At 44.8% G+C, this 18442-nt stretch carries 14 protein-coding genes; 5 read left to right on the top strand and 9 right to left on the bottom strand.

Translation table 11 applies throughout. From position 1 onward, the window contains the following. Positions 1-203: 203 nt before the first annotated feature. The 3 genes from OCV56_RS06295 (at position 204) to OCV56_RS06285 (ending at position 5790) form a co-directional block, all read left to right on the top strand. Positions 204-836: a DUF2760 domain-containing protein gene (locus tag OCV56_RS06295; protein WP_086713135.1), complete on the top strand. Its 633-nt coding sequence runs from the start codon at positions 204-206 to the stop codon at positions 834-836. Beyond that, the gene (locus OCV56_RS06290) at positions 836-2797 is read left to right on the top strand and encodes an Hsp70 family protein (protein ID WP_086713134.1); all 1962 of its coding nucleotides are present in this window, start codon (positions 836-838) and stop codon (positions 2795-2797) included. The genes OCV56_RS06295 and OCV56_RS06290 overlap by 1 nt, the downstream gene beginning before the upstream one ends. A 152-nt stretch (positions 2798-2949) precedes the next feature. Next, positions 2950-5790, top strand: coding sequence for an Hsp70 family protein (locus OCV56_RS06285; protein ID WP_086713133.1), 2841 nt, complete (start codon positions 2950-2952; stop codon positions 5788-5790). Between the two features lie 155 nt (positions 5791-5945). Here the strand turns inward: OCV56_RS06285 and OCV56_RS06280 are convergent, their stop codons facing one another. After that, entirely contained in the window at positions 5946-6161 is a 216-nt protein-coding gene (locus tag OCV56_RS06280) for a hypothetical protein (RefSeq protein ID WP_086713132.1), read from the bottom strand. 332 nt (positions 6162-6493) lie between these two features. On the opposite strand from OCV56_RS06280, the gene OCV56_RS06275 reads away from it, so the two are divergent. Continuing rightward, entirely contained in the window at positions 6494-7492 is a 999-nt protein-coding gene (locus OCV56_RS06275; RefSeq protein ID WP_086713131.1) for a sensor domain-containing diguanylate cyclase, read from the top strand. A 51-nt stretch (positions 7493-7543) separates the two neighbouring features. Here the strand turns inward: OCV56_RS06275 and OCV56_RS06270 are convergent, their stop codons facing one another. From OCV56_RS06270 to OCV56_RS06240, 7 genes are all read right to left on the bottom strand, one after another. Continuing rightward, complete coding sequence (locus OCV56_RS06270) at positions 7544-8017, bottom strand: DUF2947 domain-containing protein (RefSeq protein WP_048664809.1); 474 nt, start codon at positions 8015-8017, stop codon at positions 7544-7546. A gap of 140 nt (positions 8018-8157) precedes the next feature. Beyond that, entirely contained in the window at positions 8158-8745 is a 588-nt protein-coding gene (gene rimJ, locus OCV56_RS06265; protein ID WP_086713130.1) for a ribosomal protein S5-alanine N-acetyltransferase, read from the bottom strand. 18 nt (positions 8746-8763) lie between these two features. Then, positions 8764-10308, bottom strand: coding sequence for a transcriptional regulator TyrR (gene tyrR, locus OCV56_RS06260; protein ID WP_086713129.1), 1545 nt, complete (start codon positions 10306-10308; stop codon positions 8764-8766). A gap of 123 nt (positions 10309-10431) precedes the next feature. After that, positions 10432-11484 (bottom strand): YcjF family protein, encoded by a 1053-nt coding sequence (locus OCV56_RS06255; RefSeq protein WP_086713128.1) that lies wholly within the window; start codon positions 11482-11484, stop codon positions 10432-10434. Positions 11485-11498: 14 nt separating this feature from the next. Next, positions 11499-12872 (bottom strand): YcjX family GTP-binding protein, encoded by a 1374-nt coding sequence (locus OCV56_RS06250; protein ID WP_086713127.1) that lies wholly within the window; start codon positions 12870-12872, stop codon positions 11499-11501. A 211-nt stretch (positions 12873-13083) separates the two neighbouring features. Continuing rightward, positions 13084-13269 (bottom strand): hypothetical protein, encoded by a 186-nt coding sequence (locus OCV56_RS06245; protein WP_004734731.1) that lies wholly within the window; start codon positions 13267-13269, stop codon positions 13084-13086. Between the two features lie 164 nt (positions 13270-13433). Continuing rightward, a complete protein-coding gene (locus tag OCV56_RS06240; RefSeq protein WP_086713126.1) occupies positions 13434-14951 on the bottom strand; it encodes a fumarate hydratase in 1518 nt (505 codons plus the stop codon). Between the two features lie 254 nt (positions 14952-15205). On the opposite strand from OCV56_RS06240, the gene pabB reads away from it, so the two are divergent. Further along, a complete protein-coding gene (pabB, locus tag OCV56_RS06235; protein WP_086713125.1) occupies positions 15206-16579 on the top strand; it encodes an aminodeoxychorismate synthase component I in 1374 nt (457 codons plus the stop codon). Positions 16580-16723: 144 nt separating this feature from the next. Here pabB and OCV56_RS06230 read toward each other — a convergent pair whose 3' ends face one another. Continuing rightward, positions 16724-18442, bottom strand: a complete 1719-nt coding sequence (locus OCV56_RS06230) for an ATP-binding protein (protein ID WP_086713124.1) — start codon at positions 18440-18442, stop codon at positions 16724-16726.

The raw sequence follows: 18442 nt of genomic DNA, 5'->3' as shown, positions 1-18442 counted from the left end.
CTAAATTTCAAGCTAACACGCCAAAAACCCACTTGATTAAAAACATTAAATACCACTCTTAGGCCTTGAATATGCTAGTATCCATCCATATTTATAGCTTGAAAGTGACCATTTCGGCTTCGTGCCACTGAGTTTCTTTCCAATCTGTATATTCCTTTAAACCGACGAATATACCGTTAAATCAATTTTAAAGAGAAATCACTATGATCGTTGATTTGAACCTAATTCCACAAACGTTTGATATGCTTCACGCAGGCCTAACTGCATCAAGCGTTTTACTACTGCTAATTGCTGTTTCTCGTAAATCCAAAGTGGTTGAGAAAATCGTAGAAAAACCAGTAGAAAAGATCGTTGAAGTTGAAAAGCCAGTTGAGAAAATTGTCGAAGTAGAGAAAGTTGTCGAAGTTGAACGTGTTATCGAAAAAGTAGTAGAAGTTGAATCTAAGCTAGCAACCGCACCGACTGATTCAGCAATGCAATTACTGTCTATCATGCAGCAAGAAGCACGCTTAATCGACTTCCTAAAAGAAGACCTAACGTCATTTTCTGATGAAGAAGTGGGCGCAGCGGCACGTGTTATTCACACTGGCGGCCAAAAAGTATTAGCAGATTACGTTACGCTTTCTCACATCCGCAACGAAGATGAAGAAACTCGTATCACTGTCGCAGAAGGCTTCAACCCACAAGAAATTCGCCTAACAGGCAACGTAACGGGCAATGCACCATTCAACGGTACACTGGTTCACAAAGGTTGGAAAGCAACTGATATGAACCTGCCAAAGCTTGCTGAGAACTACGATGCATCTGTGATTGCCCCAGCAGAGGTGGAGCTATAATGGAACACCAAAGTCATTCAGCTCAAGAGCATTCACAAGAACTATCTTCTCAAGAGCAACATCAGGCACCTAAGTTCAGTGTTGGTATCGATTTAGGTACCACACACTGCGTTTTGTCTTTCATCGACACAACCAATGAAGACGCTCGTGTTGAGGTGATGCCAATCCCTCAACTGACGGCACCAGGTACAGTAGAAACTCGCAGCCAACTTGGCTCGTTCCTATACCAGCCTCACGAACACGAAATGAATGCGGGCTCTCGCGTTCTTCCTTGGTCTTCTGAGCCTAAAGCTCTAGTTGGTGCAATTGCGCGTAACCTTGGTTCTAAAACCCCTATCCGTTTGGTAGCAAGTGCTAAATCTTGGCTATGCCATGGTGGTGTAAACCGTCGCGATGCATTCCTCCCTGCAGGTAGCCCAGAAGAAGTGGAAAAGGTATCTCCTCTTAAAACGACTGAGCTGTACCTTGAGCACCTTAAAGACGCATGGAACCACGCTAATCCAGAACAAAAACTGGCAGACCAAGATGTTACGATCACGGTTCCGGCTTCGTTTGATCCTGCTGCTCGTGACCTAACAGCAGAAGCTGCGCGTAATGTTGGTTTCACTCACCTTACGCTTTTAGAAGAGCCTCAAGCAGCGTTGTACAGCTGGATCGATAACAGCGACGACAAATGGCGTGACGAAGTAGACGTTGGCGACATCGTGCTTGTTGTTGATATCGGTGGTGGTACTACCGACCTTTCGTTAGTTGAAGTAACTCAAGACGACGGCAACCTAAGCCTAAACCGTATCGCAGTAGGTGAACATATCCTACTGGGCGGCGACAACATGGATTTGGCGTTGGCTTACCGCTTGAAGATGAAACTGGCGCAAGACGGCAAAGAACTAGCACCTTGGCAAGTTCAAGCGATGACACATGCTTGTCGTGATGCAAAAGAAGCACTGTTAAACGATGCTGAACTGCAATCTGTACCAATCGTAGTACCTAGCCGTGGTTCTAAACTGCTTGGCGCGACGCTGAAAACAGAACTGACTCAGCAAGAAGTACAACAGACATTGGTTGATGGCTTCTTCCCTAAAGTGGCTGTGACAGAGCACCCAGTACAAAAGACACGTGGCGCACTGACTCAAATGGGTCTGCCTTACGCTCAAGACGCAGGTATCACTCGTCACATTGCTGCATTCCTTTCTAAGCAAGCGAACGCGCTTTCTGGAAATAGTGAAACTGCTCAACAAGATTTCAACCCGTTTGCAAACATGCCCGGTATGCCTGGTACAGAAGCGCCAGCGGCTGATTTCATCAAGCCAACAGCAATCTTGTTCAACGGTGGTGTTCTAAAATCTAGCCTACTTGCTGATCGTCTTTCAGACACAATCAACGAGTGGTTGATCAATGCTGACGCTGAATTTGCGAAACAACTTTCAGGCTTAGATCTAGATCTTGCGGTTGCAAGTGGTGCTTCTTACTACGGCGCAGTGCGTCGTGGTCAAGGCGTTCGTATCCGTGGCGGTATTGCATCTTCTTACTACGTAGGAATCGAGAGCGCAATGCCAGCAATCCCAGGTATGGCTCCTCCAATGGAAGCACTATGTGTTGCACCGTTTGGTATGGAAGAAGGTTCAAGCGTTCAAGTACCTAGCCAAGAGTTCGGTCTAGTGATTGGGCAGCCTGTTCACTTCCAATTCTTCGGTTCAACAACTCGTCGTGAAGATGAAGCCGGTACGCACCTTGATCACTGGGCGCCAGAAGAGCTAGACGAGCTTCCTGAAATCCAAGTGACACTGCCTGTTTCTGAAGGCCGTCGCGAAGGTGAAGTGGTTCCGGTTACTTTGGCTTCTCGCGTTACTGAGCTTGGTACTCTATACCTAGAAGCAATTGCCACTGACAACGGTCAGAAATGGCACGTTGAGTTCGACGTTCGTGAAGATTCGAACAACGACTCAAACGAAGAAGCATAATGAATCAACGGCACCTTAGCGGGTGCCGTTATTTTATCAATACCGTTCCAACCCAGTCCTACCTGTTTCTCAGGAACGACATATACGAATAACAACAATAAGACCAAATCTATAAACAAACTGGTCATCACTCTGGAAGAATAAGGTTTTGTATGGCAACTCCTCGTTTTTTAGTCGGCATTGACTTAGGCACAACGAATACGGTTGTCGCTTACTGTGAAATCAACGACGACCTACAACATGCTCCCGTTTCTCTTTTCGATATTGACCAACTCATCGGCCCCGGTGAAGTGGTTCGCAAGCCTCTACTTCCATCATTTCGTTACCACCCAGCACAAGGTCAAATCTCCCCTTCTGACCTGACGATGCCGTGGGAACCAAGCCCAGTTGAAGGCGATATCAAAAATGTTATCGTCGGTGAATGGGCGCGTGAATTGGGCGCTAAGGTTGAAGGCCGCCAAGTATCAAGTGCGAAGAGTTGGTTATCGCACCAAGCGGTTGACCGTAACTCCGATATTCTCCCTTGGGCAGGCGCAGCTGATGTCGATAAAGTATCGCCGGTTGTCGCGAGTGCGAGCTACCTGAATCACATTCGCCAAGCATGGAACTACCGTAACCCAAGCAACAAACTTGAAGATCAAGATGTTGTGGTTACTGTTCCTGCATCATTCGATGAGACAGCTCGTAAGCTGACACTTGAAGCCGCAGAACTTGCTGGCTTAGGTAAGATTCTATTACTCGAAGAGCCACAAGCGGTTTGTTATGACTGGTATGCGCGTCACCAACAAACGGCGGCGGAAGAACTTCAACAGATCCCATTGATCTTAGTGTGTGATGTCGGCGGTGGTACTACCGACTTGAGCTTAATTGAAGCCAAATTCGCTGCGGACAAACAAGGTCATAGCGAGCTAGCACTCGACCGTATCGGTGTCGGCGAACACTTGATGCTCGGTGGTGATAACCTCGATTTAGCCCTCGCTCACCTAGCCGAGCAGCGCTTCAACCAAAATAAGAAGCTGAATGCCTCTAGCCTAACCAAACTGATTCAACAAACTCGCGCTGCAAAAGAGAGCCTGCTTTCTGCCAATGCACCCGATGACGTGAAGATCACTATGCTGGGTAGCGGTTCGAAGCTATTAGGTGGCACTAAGAGTATTGGTTTAACCAAACAAGAAGTTCATCAAATCGCATTGGAAGGCTTCTTCCCGCTTTCAGAATTTACGGAAACACCAGACAAACGTCGCAGCGCCGTGGTTGAATTCGGCCTGCCTTACGTTGCCGATCCTGCGGTCAGTAAACACGTTGCAGAATTCCTTACCACACATCAACAAGTGTCTAAGGCTGCGCTAGAAAATTCAGATGCTGTTCAATTCGATGACACCAAGCCTGCTATCCCTGTCGGTGTGCTGCTTAACGGTGGTGTGTTCAACAGTGAACTGGTAACAGAGCGAATTACTCAGCTCCTAGGTAACTGGAACGGCGCTCCAATCACAGTATTAGATAACCCTCACCCGGATTGGTCTGTTGCCCTTGGTGCGGTTGCTTTTGGTAAAGCACGCCGTGGTGCACAACTAAAAATCGGTGGCGGTGCTGCTCGTTCTTACTTCTTGCATCTGCAAGAGAAGAATAAGATGGGTAAAGCGCTTTGTTTGCTTGCCAAAGGTACCGAAGAAGGCCAAGAAATCCGTTTGAACAGCCGTCGTTTCTCGCTAACGCTAGGCGAGCCGGTTCGTTTTAACCTGCTGACTTCAACACACGATCAAATAGCTCACGATACCGCTATTCAAAACGGTGTGATGGTCAATGTGGATGCCGACTTGTTCTCCCCTCTTCCGCCTTACATCTCAACGCTGGAAGGTTCAGGTACAGCAGAGCTTCAAGCCAACCAAAAGGAGCGCGTTGAAGTATTGCTCGCTTGTCAATTAACCGAAGTCGGCACATTGAAAATGGAGTGTGTGAGTACGGAAGATGACACTAAGCGTTGGTTGCTTGAGTTCGAAGTCAGAAACAAGCAAGGCGATGAATCCGACGACTCTAAACTTCATCCAAGATTGGATGAGTGTAAGGAATTGATTTCGCGCCTGTACAGCGGCAACAAGAAGAGCGCTGAATCGAAAGAGATCAAAACACTATCTAAAGACCTTGAGAAACGACTAGGTAAACGTGACGAATGGGACTTCACGACCCTTCGTCACCTGTTTGATACCTTCTCATTAGGTCGTAAGCGTCGTCGCCGCTCAGAAGCACACGAGAAGAACTGGCTACGTTTGGCTGGTTACTCGCTACGCCCAGGCTTTGGCGACCCAACTGACTCATGGCGTATTGAGCAGATTTGGGGGCTTTACCAACAGAACATTCAGTTCAAGAACCATCAAGGTTGGACAGACTGGTGGGTATTCTGGCGTCGCGTGGCAGGAGGTTTAAACCAAGAGCAGCAAGAGAGCATCTTAGCTGACATCGCTAAGTACCTTCACCCAGGGGCTATGAAGAACCCTAAAACAGCTAAAGATGCGCAAGACAACGGTTATGAAGCTATGGTGCGTTTAGCCGCGTCACTTGAGCAACTAGAGGTGGAAGACAAAGTATTGTTGGCAAGTTGGTTCTTGAGCAAAGCGATTAACCATAACCAATTTGAACAAGCTCACTGGTGGGCGCTAGGTCGATTGGCTTCAAGAACACCTTTGTATGGTAGCCAACACAGTGTGATTCCTAGAGAACAAGCTGAGCAGTGGTTACCGAAGCTACTTGAACAGAACTGGCATAAAGAACAGATGATCGCCTTTGCAGCGGTGATGATTTGTCGTAAAACCGGTGACCGTCAATTTGATATCTCTGATGACTATCGCAATCAAGTGATTGAGAAGCTTAAACAAAGTAAGGTGCCAGAGTCTTGGTTAACGCTGGTTAGCGAAGTAACTGAGCTGTCCGAGAGCGAATCTAAGCGCGTGTTTGGCGATGCACTACCAAGCGGATTAAGCCTGATTAATAGCTAGTTTTAGACTCATTAAATTGGAGCACTGACTAGAAAAGAAAAAGCCACTTTCGATTCGTTGAAAGTGGCTTTTTTATTGGTGGCTAAAGGCTGGTGTGTGTCGTTGATACTTAGCTTTCGGGTTAGGAGCCTCAGCCGTGTCACAGTTACTCATTGTTAATGTTTCGTTCCGGTTGGGTTGATAGTAAAGTCTGTATTCTCATAGATATCAGACAGTTTTTTCGGTTTCTTTTCTTTGGCTCCTTTATTCGGTTGATTATGAGTTTCGCTCAAAAGCCATTCCTCATGCATTTTTGCTGAATCCAAGAATTCTGGATCCTCCATTGCTTCCTTGCGAAGTTTATTTACACGTTCGAGAGTATCCCAAATCATAATACTTCACCTCCACTAAGGCTACACTTCCCAATATAGAGACACTCCCTATTGGTTCAATACTTTCCGGTTAAACCATAGTGAATTTGTGATTTGCATATCGAAAATCGCTTTATAAGTACATTATTTAAACAGATAGGATTCACTTATTTTTATTAAAAAATAAATATGGTCGAAGTGTTTTTTATATGGTTTTTATAAACACACCTCCTATGGGCTATGCCTTTGTCTTATTAAAAATACAAACGAAAGGAAATACATTATTTCAGATTGCAAAGGCAGAAAATTGACATTACAGTCAACGGTATGACATTCCAAAAAGGTGATCATTCATGCCATTTACCAATATCTATCAATCCAGCTCTAAATATGCCATCAATGATCTAGTGAAAGAAATGGACCTCTCTTTATGGAAAAGTATGCTCAATAACATAGCAGAAGTGCTTAATGCCCCTGCCGTTGGACTTATTCTTACATCAGAAGTTGGATTCCAAAACATTGCGATGTCTTCTTCACCAGGTGTTAAAGCAAACCCCGGTAAAATCATCCCTAGAGACATCAATTTGTACTGTAAGAAAGTGATGGAAACCAAGGCCATGCTTTATGTGAAAAATGCTTCTGGTAAAGAAGAGTGGAGCGACAATCCCGAACTCACCCAGATGGGCTATGTCTCTTATCTTGGCTTGCCTATCTTCCAGTCGGACGGCAGCATGTTTGCGACACTTTGTGCGCTAGATACTAAAGAGACCTCTTATAAACCAATACAGATAAATTTAATGGAGAGTATTCGTGCGCTATTGGAAAGAGAAGTACATACTGCGGAACAAGTACGTAAGTTGAAGTACACGTCTAATCACGACGAATTGACTCAAGTATTTAATCGCAGAGCTATATTAAATGAGTCACCAAGATTCATCGATAGCACTATAGAAAGTGGTGTCAGTATCGGAACTGTTTATTTTGATATCGACGGGCTCAAGTATGTTAATGATAACTTCGGACATAATATTGGCGACCAATATATAAAGTCTTTCTCTCATTCACTTCAACGTAACACTCGTGAGGCTGATATTTGTGGAAGACTTGGAGGAGATGAGTTTATCTTATTGTGTAGAGACATCACCGAAGACTCTCTAAATAAGATAATAAGCCGAGTGCAATCCGACTTTAACAAACACTCCCAAAAACTGGGTATAGATTGCCATGCAACTTTTAGCCATGGTTCACTTATTTACTCGTCAAATATTCCACCTATCGAAGAGTTAATTCGACTAACGGATGATCAAATGTACGAAAACAAAATGAGTAAACGTTACGCCCAACTAAAATAAAAAAAGCGAGCACTATGCTCGCTTTTCTACCGCTTAAAACTCGATTTCAGCTTATGCTCGGTTACCGATTTTCACCGTGCCATTTGTAGCAAACCAAAGTGCTTCTGAACGACGGCGACCTAGTAGAATCGGGCCATCATCGTAGAACAAAAAGTTCTTCCAATGCTTCTTAAAAATCGCCCATTTGGTTTCAAGAACATTGTATTTTTCGTAACAAAAATAAACAGTTACGTCATCTTGCCAATCAATAAAGTTAAGAATCTCTTCTGGCATTTCTGGCTCATCCGCCTCCCAATGCGCCATCCAGCTGATCTCTTCATTCCAGTTCGATGCTTTACTTGGCCAGTCTTGCGAGCTCAGTCTTTCTGCATCTGGGCTTTGAGGGCTCACGTTCTCTTTCCAGAACTGAGATGCTCTCGCCTGTGTCATTGGTTTGATCTTTTCCAAGTCCTCAGCTGGCAGTGGCATTGACTGGTGAGTAAAAATCCATTTTCTTTGGTATTCGTCCAAAGTTGTGTATGACATCAAAATTCCTCAAATATCTTCTCAGGCTGATGGATCTACCATGCCCATATGTTCTTTTTTGATACAGCGGCGATGTATTATCGCTTGATATTCGCTGCCTTTAAATTCGCTGTTAACTTATGCGCTTAAATACTATTTATTTAAACATTACGTTTGTCTTCCCAGTTTGGGTTAACTAACGCGGTCAGTATATGGTCTTCCCATTTACCGTTAATCTGTAGGTAGTCTTTGGCAAAACCTTCGCGAACAAAACCAAGATGTTCCAACACGCCAGCACTTCGCTCATTGTGAGGCATATAGCCCGCCATTAAGCGGTGCATGTTCTGCACATCAAACATGTAGTCCTTCGCCATGCTCAAACCTCTGCGCATGTAACCGTGGCCCTGAGCGCGCTCTGCGAGTGAGTAACCAACGTTACACGCGTAGAACGGGAAACGGGACAAATTACTGAACGAGATTGTCCCTAACATTTCGTTAGAGTCTGCATTAATCAATAAACAGTAGTAGCCGAGTCCCATTTTATGAAGCTCATTGAGCTTAATTAGGCGCTGCGCCCAGCCTGTTCTATCAAAAAACTCATCTTCGCGAATCGGTTCCCAAGGCTTAAGGTACTCTCGGTTAGTTTGAAAGTACTCGCTGATCATGTTCGCATCGTCTATCTCAGCGGTGCGTAGAATCAGGTTTCCATCGCGCTTATAAATGCGTTCTGGTGTGCTCAAATCTTCCATAATCTTGTTCTTATTCGATCAGTTCTTTCTAATACCGTAATCGCGCAGTTTGTTGGCAATTGAGGTGTGAGAAACATTCAAACGTTTTGCAAGCTTACGGCTTGATGGGAACGACTGGTAAAGCTTCTCTAAAATCTGAGATTCATAGTCTTTCATGATCTCATCCAGAGAACCATCTAAGCTTAGATTCGCCATTCCTGCTGTCATGGTTTCAAGCTGTGGTAAGTGGAATTGCTCAACCGTTAGCGTGTCTGAATCTAACTCTGTTAGTGCACGTAGAACCATGTTATCTAACTGACGAATGTTGCCCGGCCATTGGTAATTACCAAGCTGGTCAATTAACTCTTGAGTCAGTTTTGGTTTTAACATGCCTAACTGTTGCGCGTATTTCGCAACGAACAGTTCCAACAGCGGCGCTACGTCGTTAGATCGTTCACGCAATGCTGGAATAGACAAAGTCAGTACATTCAAGCGATAGAACAAATCTTCACGGAACGAACCCGAGTCTGCTAATTCAGAAAGACGATGACGCGTTGATGCAATAATACGAACATCAGCGTGCATCTCTTCTTCTTCACCAACACGACGGAATGAACCATCTTGCAAGAAACGCAGCAGTTTGATTTGTAGATGCGGGCTCATTTCGCCAATTTCATCTAAGAATACGGTACCGCCATTCGCTTGCTCGAAAATACCTTTATGTCCTTGCTCATGGTTGAATGAACCCGGGGCGTGACCAAACAGCTCGGTTTCCGCTACGTCATCAGGCATCGATGCACAGCTCAGAATCAAGAATGGGAAAGATGAGCGGTTCGAGCGGTTATGACACGCTTTCGCCAACATCTCTTTACCTGTACCTGTATCACCCTCAATCAGCAAAGGCTGATCCAGCATCGCCAGTTTCTTAGCTTGGCTGATTAACGCTTTATGGCGATTAGAAACACCAACAAAGTGTTCAAAACCTAAGTTGTTCTGTTCAGGGATTGCGTCTGGCGTATTCATCTCTTGGTTACAAGAACGAATCGTCATTACTGCGCTTGCCAATACCGCTTCATTCACATCACCACCAAGGTAGATCGGTAGGATTTCAATAGAGAAGTCCAAGCCATCCAACACAACAACTTCACGGTGGCGTGTTACTTCACCTTCGATCCAACGAGCAAAGTTAAAGCTAGGGACGAACGTCGCTAGCGGTTCACCGATGACTTCGTCTTCTTGCTTGTTGAAGAGGTTCAATGCAGCGTGGTTTGCCATATCGACGGAGCCTTTAAGGTCAATCGCTATCACAGGGTCAGGTAGGTTTGCCAGCAGAGCAATCAGCTCTGTGTTATGCCTTTCGCTTGGCATAAATTGGATCTTACGTACATCCTTTACACCTGAAATTCGGCGAATTTCAGCCATAAGTTCACTAAAAGCGTCAAAATCGATATCAGGGCAGTTTAGGTAAATAATGCCTTTAACATCAATTTCGATTCCTCTTAAATCAATGCTTTTTGAGGCCAAGATATCGAGCAACTCACGCGTTAAGCCGAGTCTGTCTTCACACAATACTTCAAGACGCACAAATAGTCCTATTATAGGTGTCAGGATAAGTTGACAGTAGTGTGGATTAAGGTCTGAGTTCAGTCAAGAAGAAGAGTAAACATATGTTTACTCTTCTTCTCAAACTATTGAGCTTCCTATGCTTTATTTGAGAGTAATACGCTTTATTTCAGAAAGGACTGCTTTACGGAGGTCTGCCAGTTTTACTTTGCGCTCGTTGTGCCAAGGCAAAGGGCGCAGCAATGTCATGGCTTTTAAACCGAGTCTCGCAGTGAGGATACCGACACCTAGCCCCTGGCCTGCTCGAGCTGAGACTTTACCAGCTAAGTCCATCGAGACAAGGTCCATACTTGCATCAATCGCGAGTTCGCTGGCACCCGCTGCTGCCATATTGATTAACACCAGTTTAAACAGCTTAATGCGAGACCAGTAGCCAAGCTCAATGCCATACACATCAGCAAGCTTATCTATCATGGTGAAATTACGCCACGCCACCAGCAACATATCCGCAGCAGCTAACGGGCTCACAGCCACCAAAGCAGCCGATTCGGTTGAAAACTTAGTCACAATTTGAGTCGCCACTTTGTCTTGTTGGGCGACAACCAGAGCATCGTACATATCCAACACTTCTGCATCGCTGTGTGCTGGGTTGATGCTGTTTCGCCATTTATCGTACGAAGGTGACTCAGCAATAATGCCGCCCTGCTTTGCGATGTTTTCACAGAACGCTTTACCCTTGCCGACACTTTGGCTCTGTAGTAGCTCTTCACTCTGTTCTTGCACACTGAAGTGATCTTTCAGAGAGCGCAGTTTCCACAGCTCTTTGCCTATTGCGCCTAAACCCAATGACGCAATCGCAGCAATAAAGCCGGCCCAACCTAACGCAAGCCAATCGGCAGTTTGAATCGCAGTGATGACCGAATCAATGGCTTGCCATCCAACTAGGCCAGAAAAGGCAACTAACAAGCCAGTTCCAAACCACTTCTTCTTTTTACTCGGTCGAATCACTTGTTCCAATTGCAGCTCAGCTTCACCATCAAGATCGGTTTCCACTTGCGGTGCGACGGGTACAAATTTTTCTTGTTCTGTGAAGAGCTGTTGAGCGCCTAAATCCGGGCTGGTTTCATTATGATCTTGCTCATCAAATGAGGTCTTCAATGGTTCATCAAAGACCTGTTTCGTTTTTAATTCACTCATTTTGATTGCCTCAATTACTTTAACTTGTCGCCAATGAGATACTCTAAAACCTTGTCGACTCTTAGATGTTGGCAAGGCTCATCGGAATGTTGTTCCATCGGCCTAAAGCTCGTGAAATCAAACTGGTTGGTTTCCCAATACTGTTTATTGGGTAACTTACGCGGCACCTCTCCCGGATACATGGTTTGAGGGACATTATCCAAAGTTACACCTTGCAGTGCTGGGACATTGTCTGAACCTGACGAGATATAACCTGCGCTAGTCGCTTGAATAGACGCGATACTCATACAACTCATATCAATGTGTTCAAACGCCGCCTGTTGCCAAGCTGGATGCACCATCTGTTGCAACAGTGACACCAGATTTGGATGTTGATCCGGTGTCACGTGGTCGGCCTTGGTGGCTGCAAACAAGATCTTGTCGATCTTCGGTGCAAACAGTCGTCTTAAGATATTGCTTCGTCCGTATTTAAAGCTCTTCAATAACTGTTCAAGTGCACCACGCATGTCCATGAAAGAGTCATAACCCGCATTGAGTGGCTGCAAGCAATCCACCAACACAATTTGTCTGTCGAAGGTTGAGAAATGATTCTTGTAGAACGCTTTAACAACTTTCTGTTGGTACTCTTCATAACGCGCTTTCAGCACCGCATAGTTACTTGTTTTTGAGGATTTACCTTCTGGTGCTGCGCAGGGGAAAAACTGCAACACAGGTGCGCCTTCTAACTCACCCGGCAATACGAATCGACCCGGTTGTACCCAGTGCAGTCCGTTACTTTTACAAGTATGAAGGTATTGAGTGTAACTCTCAGCAATGGTAACCAGTTTCTTTTCGTCCGCTTCTGCTAGCAAGTCGATATCACCACGCATTACGTTCCACTCTTGCGAGTAGGTTTCTCTATCACCTTTCAACGCAGCGAATTGAGACTGACTCCAGGTTTCAAAATCCATATCCAGTAAGGGTAAATCAAGCAGCCATTCACCCGGGTAATCAACAATATCGAGATAAAGGGTGCTGTTTTTACTCAGTAGTTTTTTTGCGCCCTTCGCTGGCTTATATTTGATGGCTAGACGAATCTCACTGACATCACGCGTTGGCACAGGCCATTCTGGTGGCTGTGCATTTAACGACTCCATCGCTTCATCATATGAGAAACGTGGAATCATCATGTTGTGTTGAGGGATCCGTTTTGCACCAATAATTCTTCCATCTCTGGCCGATGCAAGCAGTGGTAGATTTTTATGGGTAGACGTATGAAGAAGCTGATTGACCAGCGAAGTAATGAATGCTGTCTTACCCGCACGAGAAAGCCCCGTGACCGCTACTCGAATATGAGAATCCGTTCCTCTGCTTATAAAGTCACTCATTTCTTGAGTTAGGTGTTTCATTTGAACGACTCCATGATAATTAGGCTAGCTGATTATGATAATAGAGAGGTAGCCTATGTTCTTTCCCTGTCGGGATAGTTTGTATGCTTTTGCTTGTTCTTTTGCTAACTAGTGGTAAGTATGCAATACACATTCTTAATGCTAGATGAATAAAAGCCCCTGACTACATTCATAATCAGGGGCTTTAGAATTTTTATACGGTACCCGACTTTTAATCGTCTTCAATCAACTTGTAGATAACAAACAGGGCAATCTCTGCAATTAGCCAAAGCGCACAAGTAATCGTCACGTATTTATTATCAAAGATACTAATCCCTTTCAAGATCAGATCGTAACCAACAAAAGCACCAATCACCACTGCCAAGATAATCTGTAGGATCTGAATAAAACGAGGCATTCCTCTCTCCTATGTTCTTATATCAAACTATGTGTTTATCACTATATCATTGATAATATGACAAAAGTGCAGATAATGCTGCACTTTTGTCTTTAACTTTCTGTCAAAAATCGCAATTCAAACGCAGAAGTTAGCATCAATTACAATTTTTTTGCTTCGGTTAATTACGCTTTTTCAGCTTCAGCAATTTTCACTTTCCACGTGTCAGGGCCGATCTGGTGTGCGTTCACGCCGTTTGAGTCAACCGCTACCGTTACTGGCATATCTTCAACTTCAAACTCGTAAATGGCTTCCATACCTAAGTCTTCAAACGCAACAACGCGTGCTTTTTTAATTGCTTTCGCGACTAAATAAGCAGCACCGCCTACCGCCATCAAGTAAACCGCTTTGTGCTCTTTGATTGATTCAACCGTTGCAGGGCCACGTTCCGCTTTACCGATCATGCCCATAATGCCAGTTTCGTTCAGCATCATGTCAGTAAACTTATCCATACGTGTTGACGTTGTTGGACCCGCAGGACCCACCGCTTCGTCACCTACTGCATCCACAGGACCTACGTAGTAAATGAACTTGCCTTTGAAATCAACGCCCGCTGGTAAGCCTTCGCCGCTTTCTAGCATGCCTTGAATACGTTTATGAGCAGCATCACGACCGGTTAAGATCTTACCTGACAGAAGAACCGTTTCGCCGGTCTTCCACTCTTGTACGTCTTCTTTAGTCACTTCATCAAGGTTCACACGACGTGTATTAGCGCCCGCTTCCCAAGTGATGTCTGGCCATTCTTCTAACTTAGGTGGCGTTAGCTCTGCTGGGCCGCTGCCGTCTAGCGTGAAGTGAACGTGGCGTGTCGCTGCACAGTTTGGGATTAAACATACTGGCTTAGAAGCTGCGTGTGTTGGTGCTGTTTTGATTTTTACGTCAACAACCGTTGTTAGGCCACCTAGACCTTGCGCACCAATACCTAGCTTGTTTACACGGTTGAAGATATCAAGACGAAGCTCTTCTTCTGCGTTCTCAGGGCCTTTCTCAATAAGCTCTTGAATATCGATGTGTTCCATCAGAGATTCTTTTGCCAGCACTGCTGCTTTCTCAGCCGTACCGCCGATGCCTATACCTAGCATACCCGGTGGACACCAGCCCGCACCCATTGTTGGGAGCGTCTTCTCTACCCACTCTGCAATATCATCAGAAGGGTTCAGCATAACCATCTTCGTTTTGTTCTCAGAACCGCCGCCCTTCGCCGCGATTTGAATTTCAACTTTGTCGCCTGGAACCATATTAATGTGGACAACCGCTGGTGTGTTGTCTTTTGTATTAATACGCTTACCTGCAGGGTCCATTAGGACAGATGCACGCAATGGGTTATCTGGGTTGTTGTAAGCTTGACGAACACCTTCATCAACCATTTGTTGTACTGTCTGATCCGTTTCCCACCTAACATCCATACCGATGTTCACGAAACAAGTAACAATACCCGTATCCTGACAAATTGGACGATGGCCTTCCGCAGACATACGCGAGTTAATAAGAATCTGAGCGATCGCATCTTTTGCTGCTTGGCTCTCTTCTTTCTCGTACGCTTTTTCTAGGGCTTGGACAAAGTCTAAAGGGTGATAATAAGAAATGTACTGAAGTGCGTCAGCGACACTGCTGATCACATCTTGCTTACGAATAACCGTCATTGCATGCCTCTTTATTGTTCTGGTTCCATGTGGGTTCACAGCTTGGCTATATATGCCAAATCGAATTAGTGGGTTTAGCTTTTTATTGTGTTGAGCTGTATTTAGTTGCTTTAGCAATCGCTTGCATAGCTTTAAACTAAACCACTTGGATTACTCCGTTCTAATCAAGAACCCATTTTATTTTCAATTTATGATACTCTTGCTTCCTCTCACACGCCATGCAGTGATCGAACTCTTTGTCACAAATTAAACAAATGAATAACAACGAATTTCGCTCTATCCAAATCAAGCCGCTTGAATATCAATCAACTTTAGCTAAACAGCTGTTTTCCCATATCGAAAACCTGCCGTGGGCAATGCTATTACGCTCTGCTTCAGAAAGCCACGTTGATAGTCGATACGATATTTTAGTTGCTCAACCCATCGCCATCTTCGAGACAATCGGTGTAAAAACGACCGTTAATGTTAACGAGACGTGCGAGGTTTCAGAGTCTGATCCTTTCGAACTACTCGACCAATATCAGCAGCAATTACTACCTGCAATCAAAGACCATCCTGAATTGCCATTCGTTGGTGGCGCATTGGGCTACTTTAGTTATGATTTAGGGCGTAGAGTCGAGGCACTCCCTTCACTCGCAAAACGGGATATTGAAGCGCCCGAAATGGCAGTTGGTTTGTATGAGTGGGCAATCGTGGTTGATCACAAGCTCAAGAAAGCGTGTGTGGTTGGACAGAACATCGAGGCTCACTGGAACTGGTTATCTGAACAGAAAGATAAATCTCAAACAGAAGAATTTCGCCTAACCACACCGTGGCAATCGAACATGAGCGAACAGAGCTACGCGACCAAGTTCGATAGTGTTCAAGAGTATCTGTTATCGGGTGACTGCTATCAGATTAACTTGGCACAGCGCTTCAATGCCAAATACCAAGGTAGCGAATGGCTGGCCTATGAAAAATTAGAGCAGTACAACTCAGCGCCCTTTTCTGGATTCATACGCTTGGCCGACTGCGCAATCATCAGTGTTTCGCCAGAACGTTTCTTAGAACTTAAAGACAACGTGATTGAAACCAAACCAATCAAAGGAACTCGTCCTCGTTCTGATGACCACGTAATTGATGATGCCAATGCGCAAGACCTAGCAAGCGCCGATAAAGATCAGGCGGAGAATTTGATGATCGTCGATCTACTTCGTAATGACATTGGCCGAGTGGCAACACCGGGCACAGTTCATGTACCAAAGTTGTTCGATATTGAAAGCTTCCCTGCCGTGCACCACTTAGTAAGCACCATACGAGCAGACCTGGATGATCAATATTCAGCAACTGACCTATTACGAGCTTGTTTCCCCGGAGGTTCGATTACTGGTGCACCAAAAGTTCGTGCTATGCAGATCATTGAAGAGTTAGAACCACATCGCCGTTCAGCATACTGCGGCAGTATTGGCTACATCAGCCGAAATGGCAGAATGGACACTAGCATTACCATTCGTACATTAGTCGCAGAGAACAACTCGCTTTATGCTTGGGCTGGCGGTGGTGTGGTATTTGATAGTGATTGTGCTGCTGAATACCAAGAAACACTGGATAAGCTGAGTCGCATCCTTCCCGTTCTAGAAGGCTGCTAAACCGACGCTATTTAACTGCTAGCGTAATTTACTGACAATATTGCAATAAGCGAACAGAATAAAGAAAGCCGAAGTCATCGAGATGATCACTTCGGCTTTTTAATTTTCTAGACTCATAAACTACCACTGACGGTCAATGCTTTCCTAAGTCGCACTAGCAGGAATAACAGCCCACTTTTTGAGGATCTCTTTTAGGTCATTAGCCGTGTAAGGCTTACTTAGAATGTCATTCATTCCACAACGAATACAACGTTCGCGCTCCTCTAACGTAGTACCAGCCGTCAGCGCTACGATAGATTTAGAATAACCTTTCTCTCTTAGCCTCTCGGTTGCTTCAAAGCCATCCATAAGCGGCATTCTGCAATCCATAAACACAATGTCATACTCCGTGTTTGACGCGAATTCTACCCCTTCAACGCCATTGCTAGCGATGGCTGGTTCTATCTCGAATTTACGTAGCATTTGTTGGATGATGATCTGGTTCATCTTTATATCATCCACCACCAACACTTTAAGCAATGACAATTCGATCTCAGATTCAAACCCTTTAGCTATACTATCGCTCTCTGCCGGTACATCAACAATTTGAAGAGGTACTGAGATGGTAAATGTAGTTCCGGAATCGACAACACTAGTCACTCCAATGTCTCCATTCATCAACGCAACCAACTTACGACATATAGCTAAACCTAGCCCTGTGCCTTCGTAGTTTCGACTACTTGAATTATCAGCTTGTGTAAAAGGTTCGAACAGTGTTTTATGAGCGGACTTAGCAATCCCTACGCCGGTATCTTCGACAGAGAAAACGAAATGGTCTTTCTCCCATTCGATATCGACATTCACATGCCCCTCTTCAGTAAACTTAATCGCATTACCGATTAAGTTTACAAACAGTTGAGTGATACGTTCTAAGTCACCAATAAAATAAGAAGGGACGTTAGGCGCGACACAAATGTTAAACTCAAGCTGCTTCTCTCTCGCACGATTGACGAAGATACTTTCAATCGTGTTCCTTAAATCATAGAGCGCAAATTTTTTCGGGATAAGCTCCAACATACCAGCATTTATTTTACTGTAATCCAGTAGGTCATTAATAATGGTTCTAAGGAACTCTCCAGATTGGCTAAGGTTATTCACTATCTCACGTTGAGAGCTGCTCAGTTGTGTGTCACTGATCAACTCTGCACTACCGAGTAAGCCATTAAGTGGGGTCCTTAGTTCGTGATTAATCATCGCCACAAAATCGCGCGTGGCTCGTTCTGACTCCTCCGCTCTCTTACGGGACTCAATGTTTCGGTTAATGGCTAACTGATGAGTGATTGCACTGCAGATAAGGTCCGTTACCAATAACAGCTGGCTCTCGATAAATTCAACATCTTGGTCGGATAGGTTTGCTTTAACGATGAGTACCCCAACAATAACCTTCTCGACTTCAAGAGGGACCGTTAACAGCTCTCCTTTCCATTGAGTTTCCTCGATTTCTTGGTCGAAATCACCGATAGATGCGTCACCATAATCGTAAGTTTGAAGTTGTGGGAGCAGTTTTGAAGGTAATATCAAGCGGCTCGTTTCAATAAGGTAACTGTTAGTCACGTTAGTGGTCAGCTCTGACAGCATCACATCATCCAGATCATTCCGAAGAAACGCGCGGCCAAAGTCTATCAATAGATTGTCAATTTGCTCCTGAAACTCAATACGACGTATATTTGCGTTGGAACGCTTTTCTAGCTGACGCAGCGCAAGTTCAAGCTGTTGGTTGGCTTCAAACAGCTCAAGGCTTTTTTGCTCCAATAATGCTTCAGCCGCTTTCCTAGCCGCTATTTGGCGCTTTAGTTTCTTTTCTAGGGCCGATGCGAGTTCCAT

Source organism: Vibrio gigantis (assembly GCF_024347515.1).
Lineage (GTDB): Bacteria > Pseudomonadota > Gammaproteobacteria > Enterobacterales > Vibrionaceae > Vibrio > Vibrio gigantis.
This window is presented reverse-complemented; position numbering and strand designations above follow the sequence as displayed.

What these genes read in the sequence shown, in the direction of transcription:
- OCV56_RS06295 (WP_086713135.1), top strand. Translation starts at nt 204, where the DNA reads ATGATCGTTGATTTGAACCTAATTCCACAAACGTTTGATATGCTTCAC.
- OCV56_RS06290 (WP_086713134.1), top strand. Translation starts at nt 836, where the DNA reads ATGGAACACCAAAGTCATTCAGCTCAAGAGCATTCACAAGAACTATCT.
- OCV56_RS06285 (WP_086713133.1), top strand. Translation starts at nt 2,950, where the DNA reads ATGGCAACTCCTCGTTTTTTAGTCGGCATTGACTTAGGCACAACGAAT.
- OCV56_RS06280 (WP_086713132.1), bottom strand. Translation starts at nt 6,161, where the DNA reads ATGATTTGGGATACTCTCGAACGTGTAAATAAACTTCGCAAGGAAGCA.
- OCV56_RS06275 (WP_086713131.1), top strand. Translation starts at nt 6,494, where the DNA reads ATGCCATTTACCAATATCTATCAATCCAGCTCTAAATATGCCATCAAT.
- OCV56_RS06270 (WP_048664809.1), bottom strand. Translation starts at nt 8,017, where the DNA reads ATGTCATACACAACTTTGGACGAATACCAAAGAAAATGGATTTTTACT.
- rimJ (WP_086713130.1), bottom strand. Translation starts at nt 8,745, where the DNA reads ATGGAAGATTTGAGCACACCAGAACGCATTTATAAGCGCGATGGAAAC.
- OCV56_RS06255 (WP_086713128.1), bottom strand. Translation starts at nt 11,484, where the DNA reads ATGAGTGAATTAAAAACGAAACAGGTCTTTGATGAACCATTGAAGACC.
- OCV56_RS06250 (WP_086713127.1), bottom strand. Translation starts at nt 12,872, where the DNA reads ATGAAACACCTAACTCAAGAAATGAGTGACTTTATAAGCAGAGGAACG.
- OCV56_RS06245 (WP_004734731.1), bottom strand. Translation starts at nt 13,269, where the DNA reads ATGCCTCGTTTTATTCAGATCCTACAGATTATCTTGGCAGTGGTGATT.
- OCV56_RS06240 (WP_086713126.1), bottom strand. Translation starts at nt 14,951, where the DNA reads ATGACGGTTATTCGTAAGCAAGATGTGATCAGCAGTGTCGCTGACGCA.
- pabB (WP_086713125.1), top strand. Translation starts at nt 15,206, where the DNA reads ATGAATAACAACGAATTTCGCTCTATCCAAATCAAGCCGCTTGAATAT.
- OCV56_RS06230 (WP_086713124.1), bottom strand. Translation starts at nt 18,442, where the DNA reads ATGGAACTCGCATCGGCCCTAGAAAAGAAACTAAAGCGCCAAATAGCG.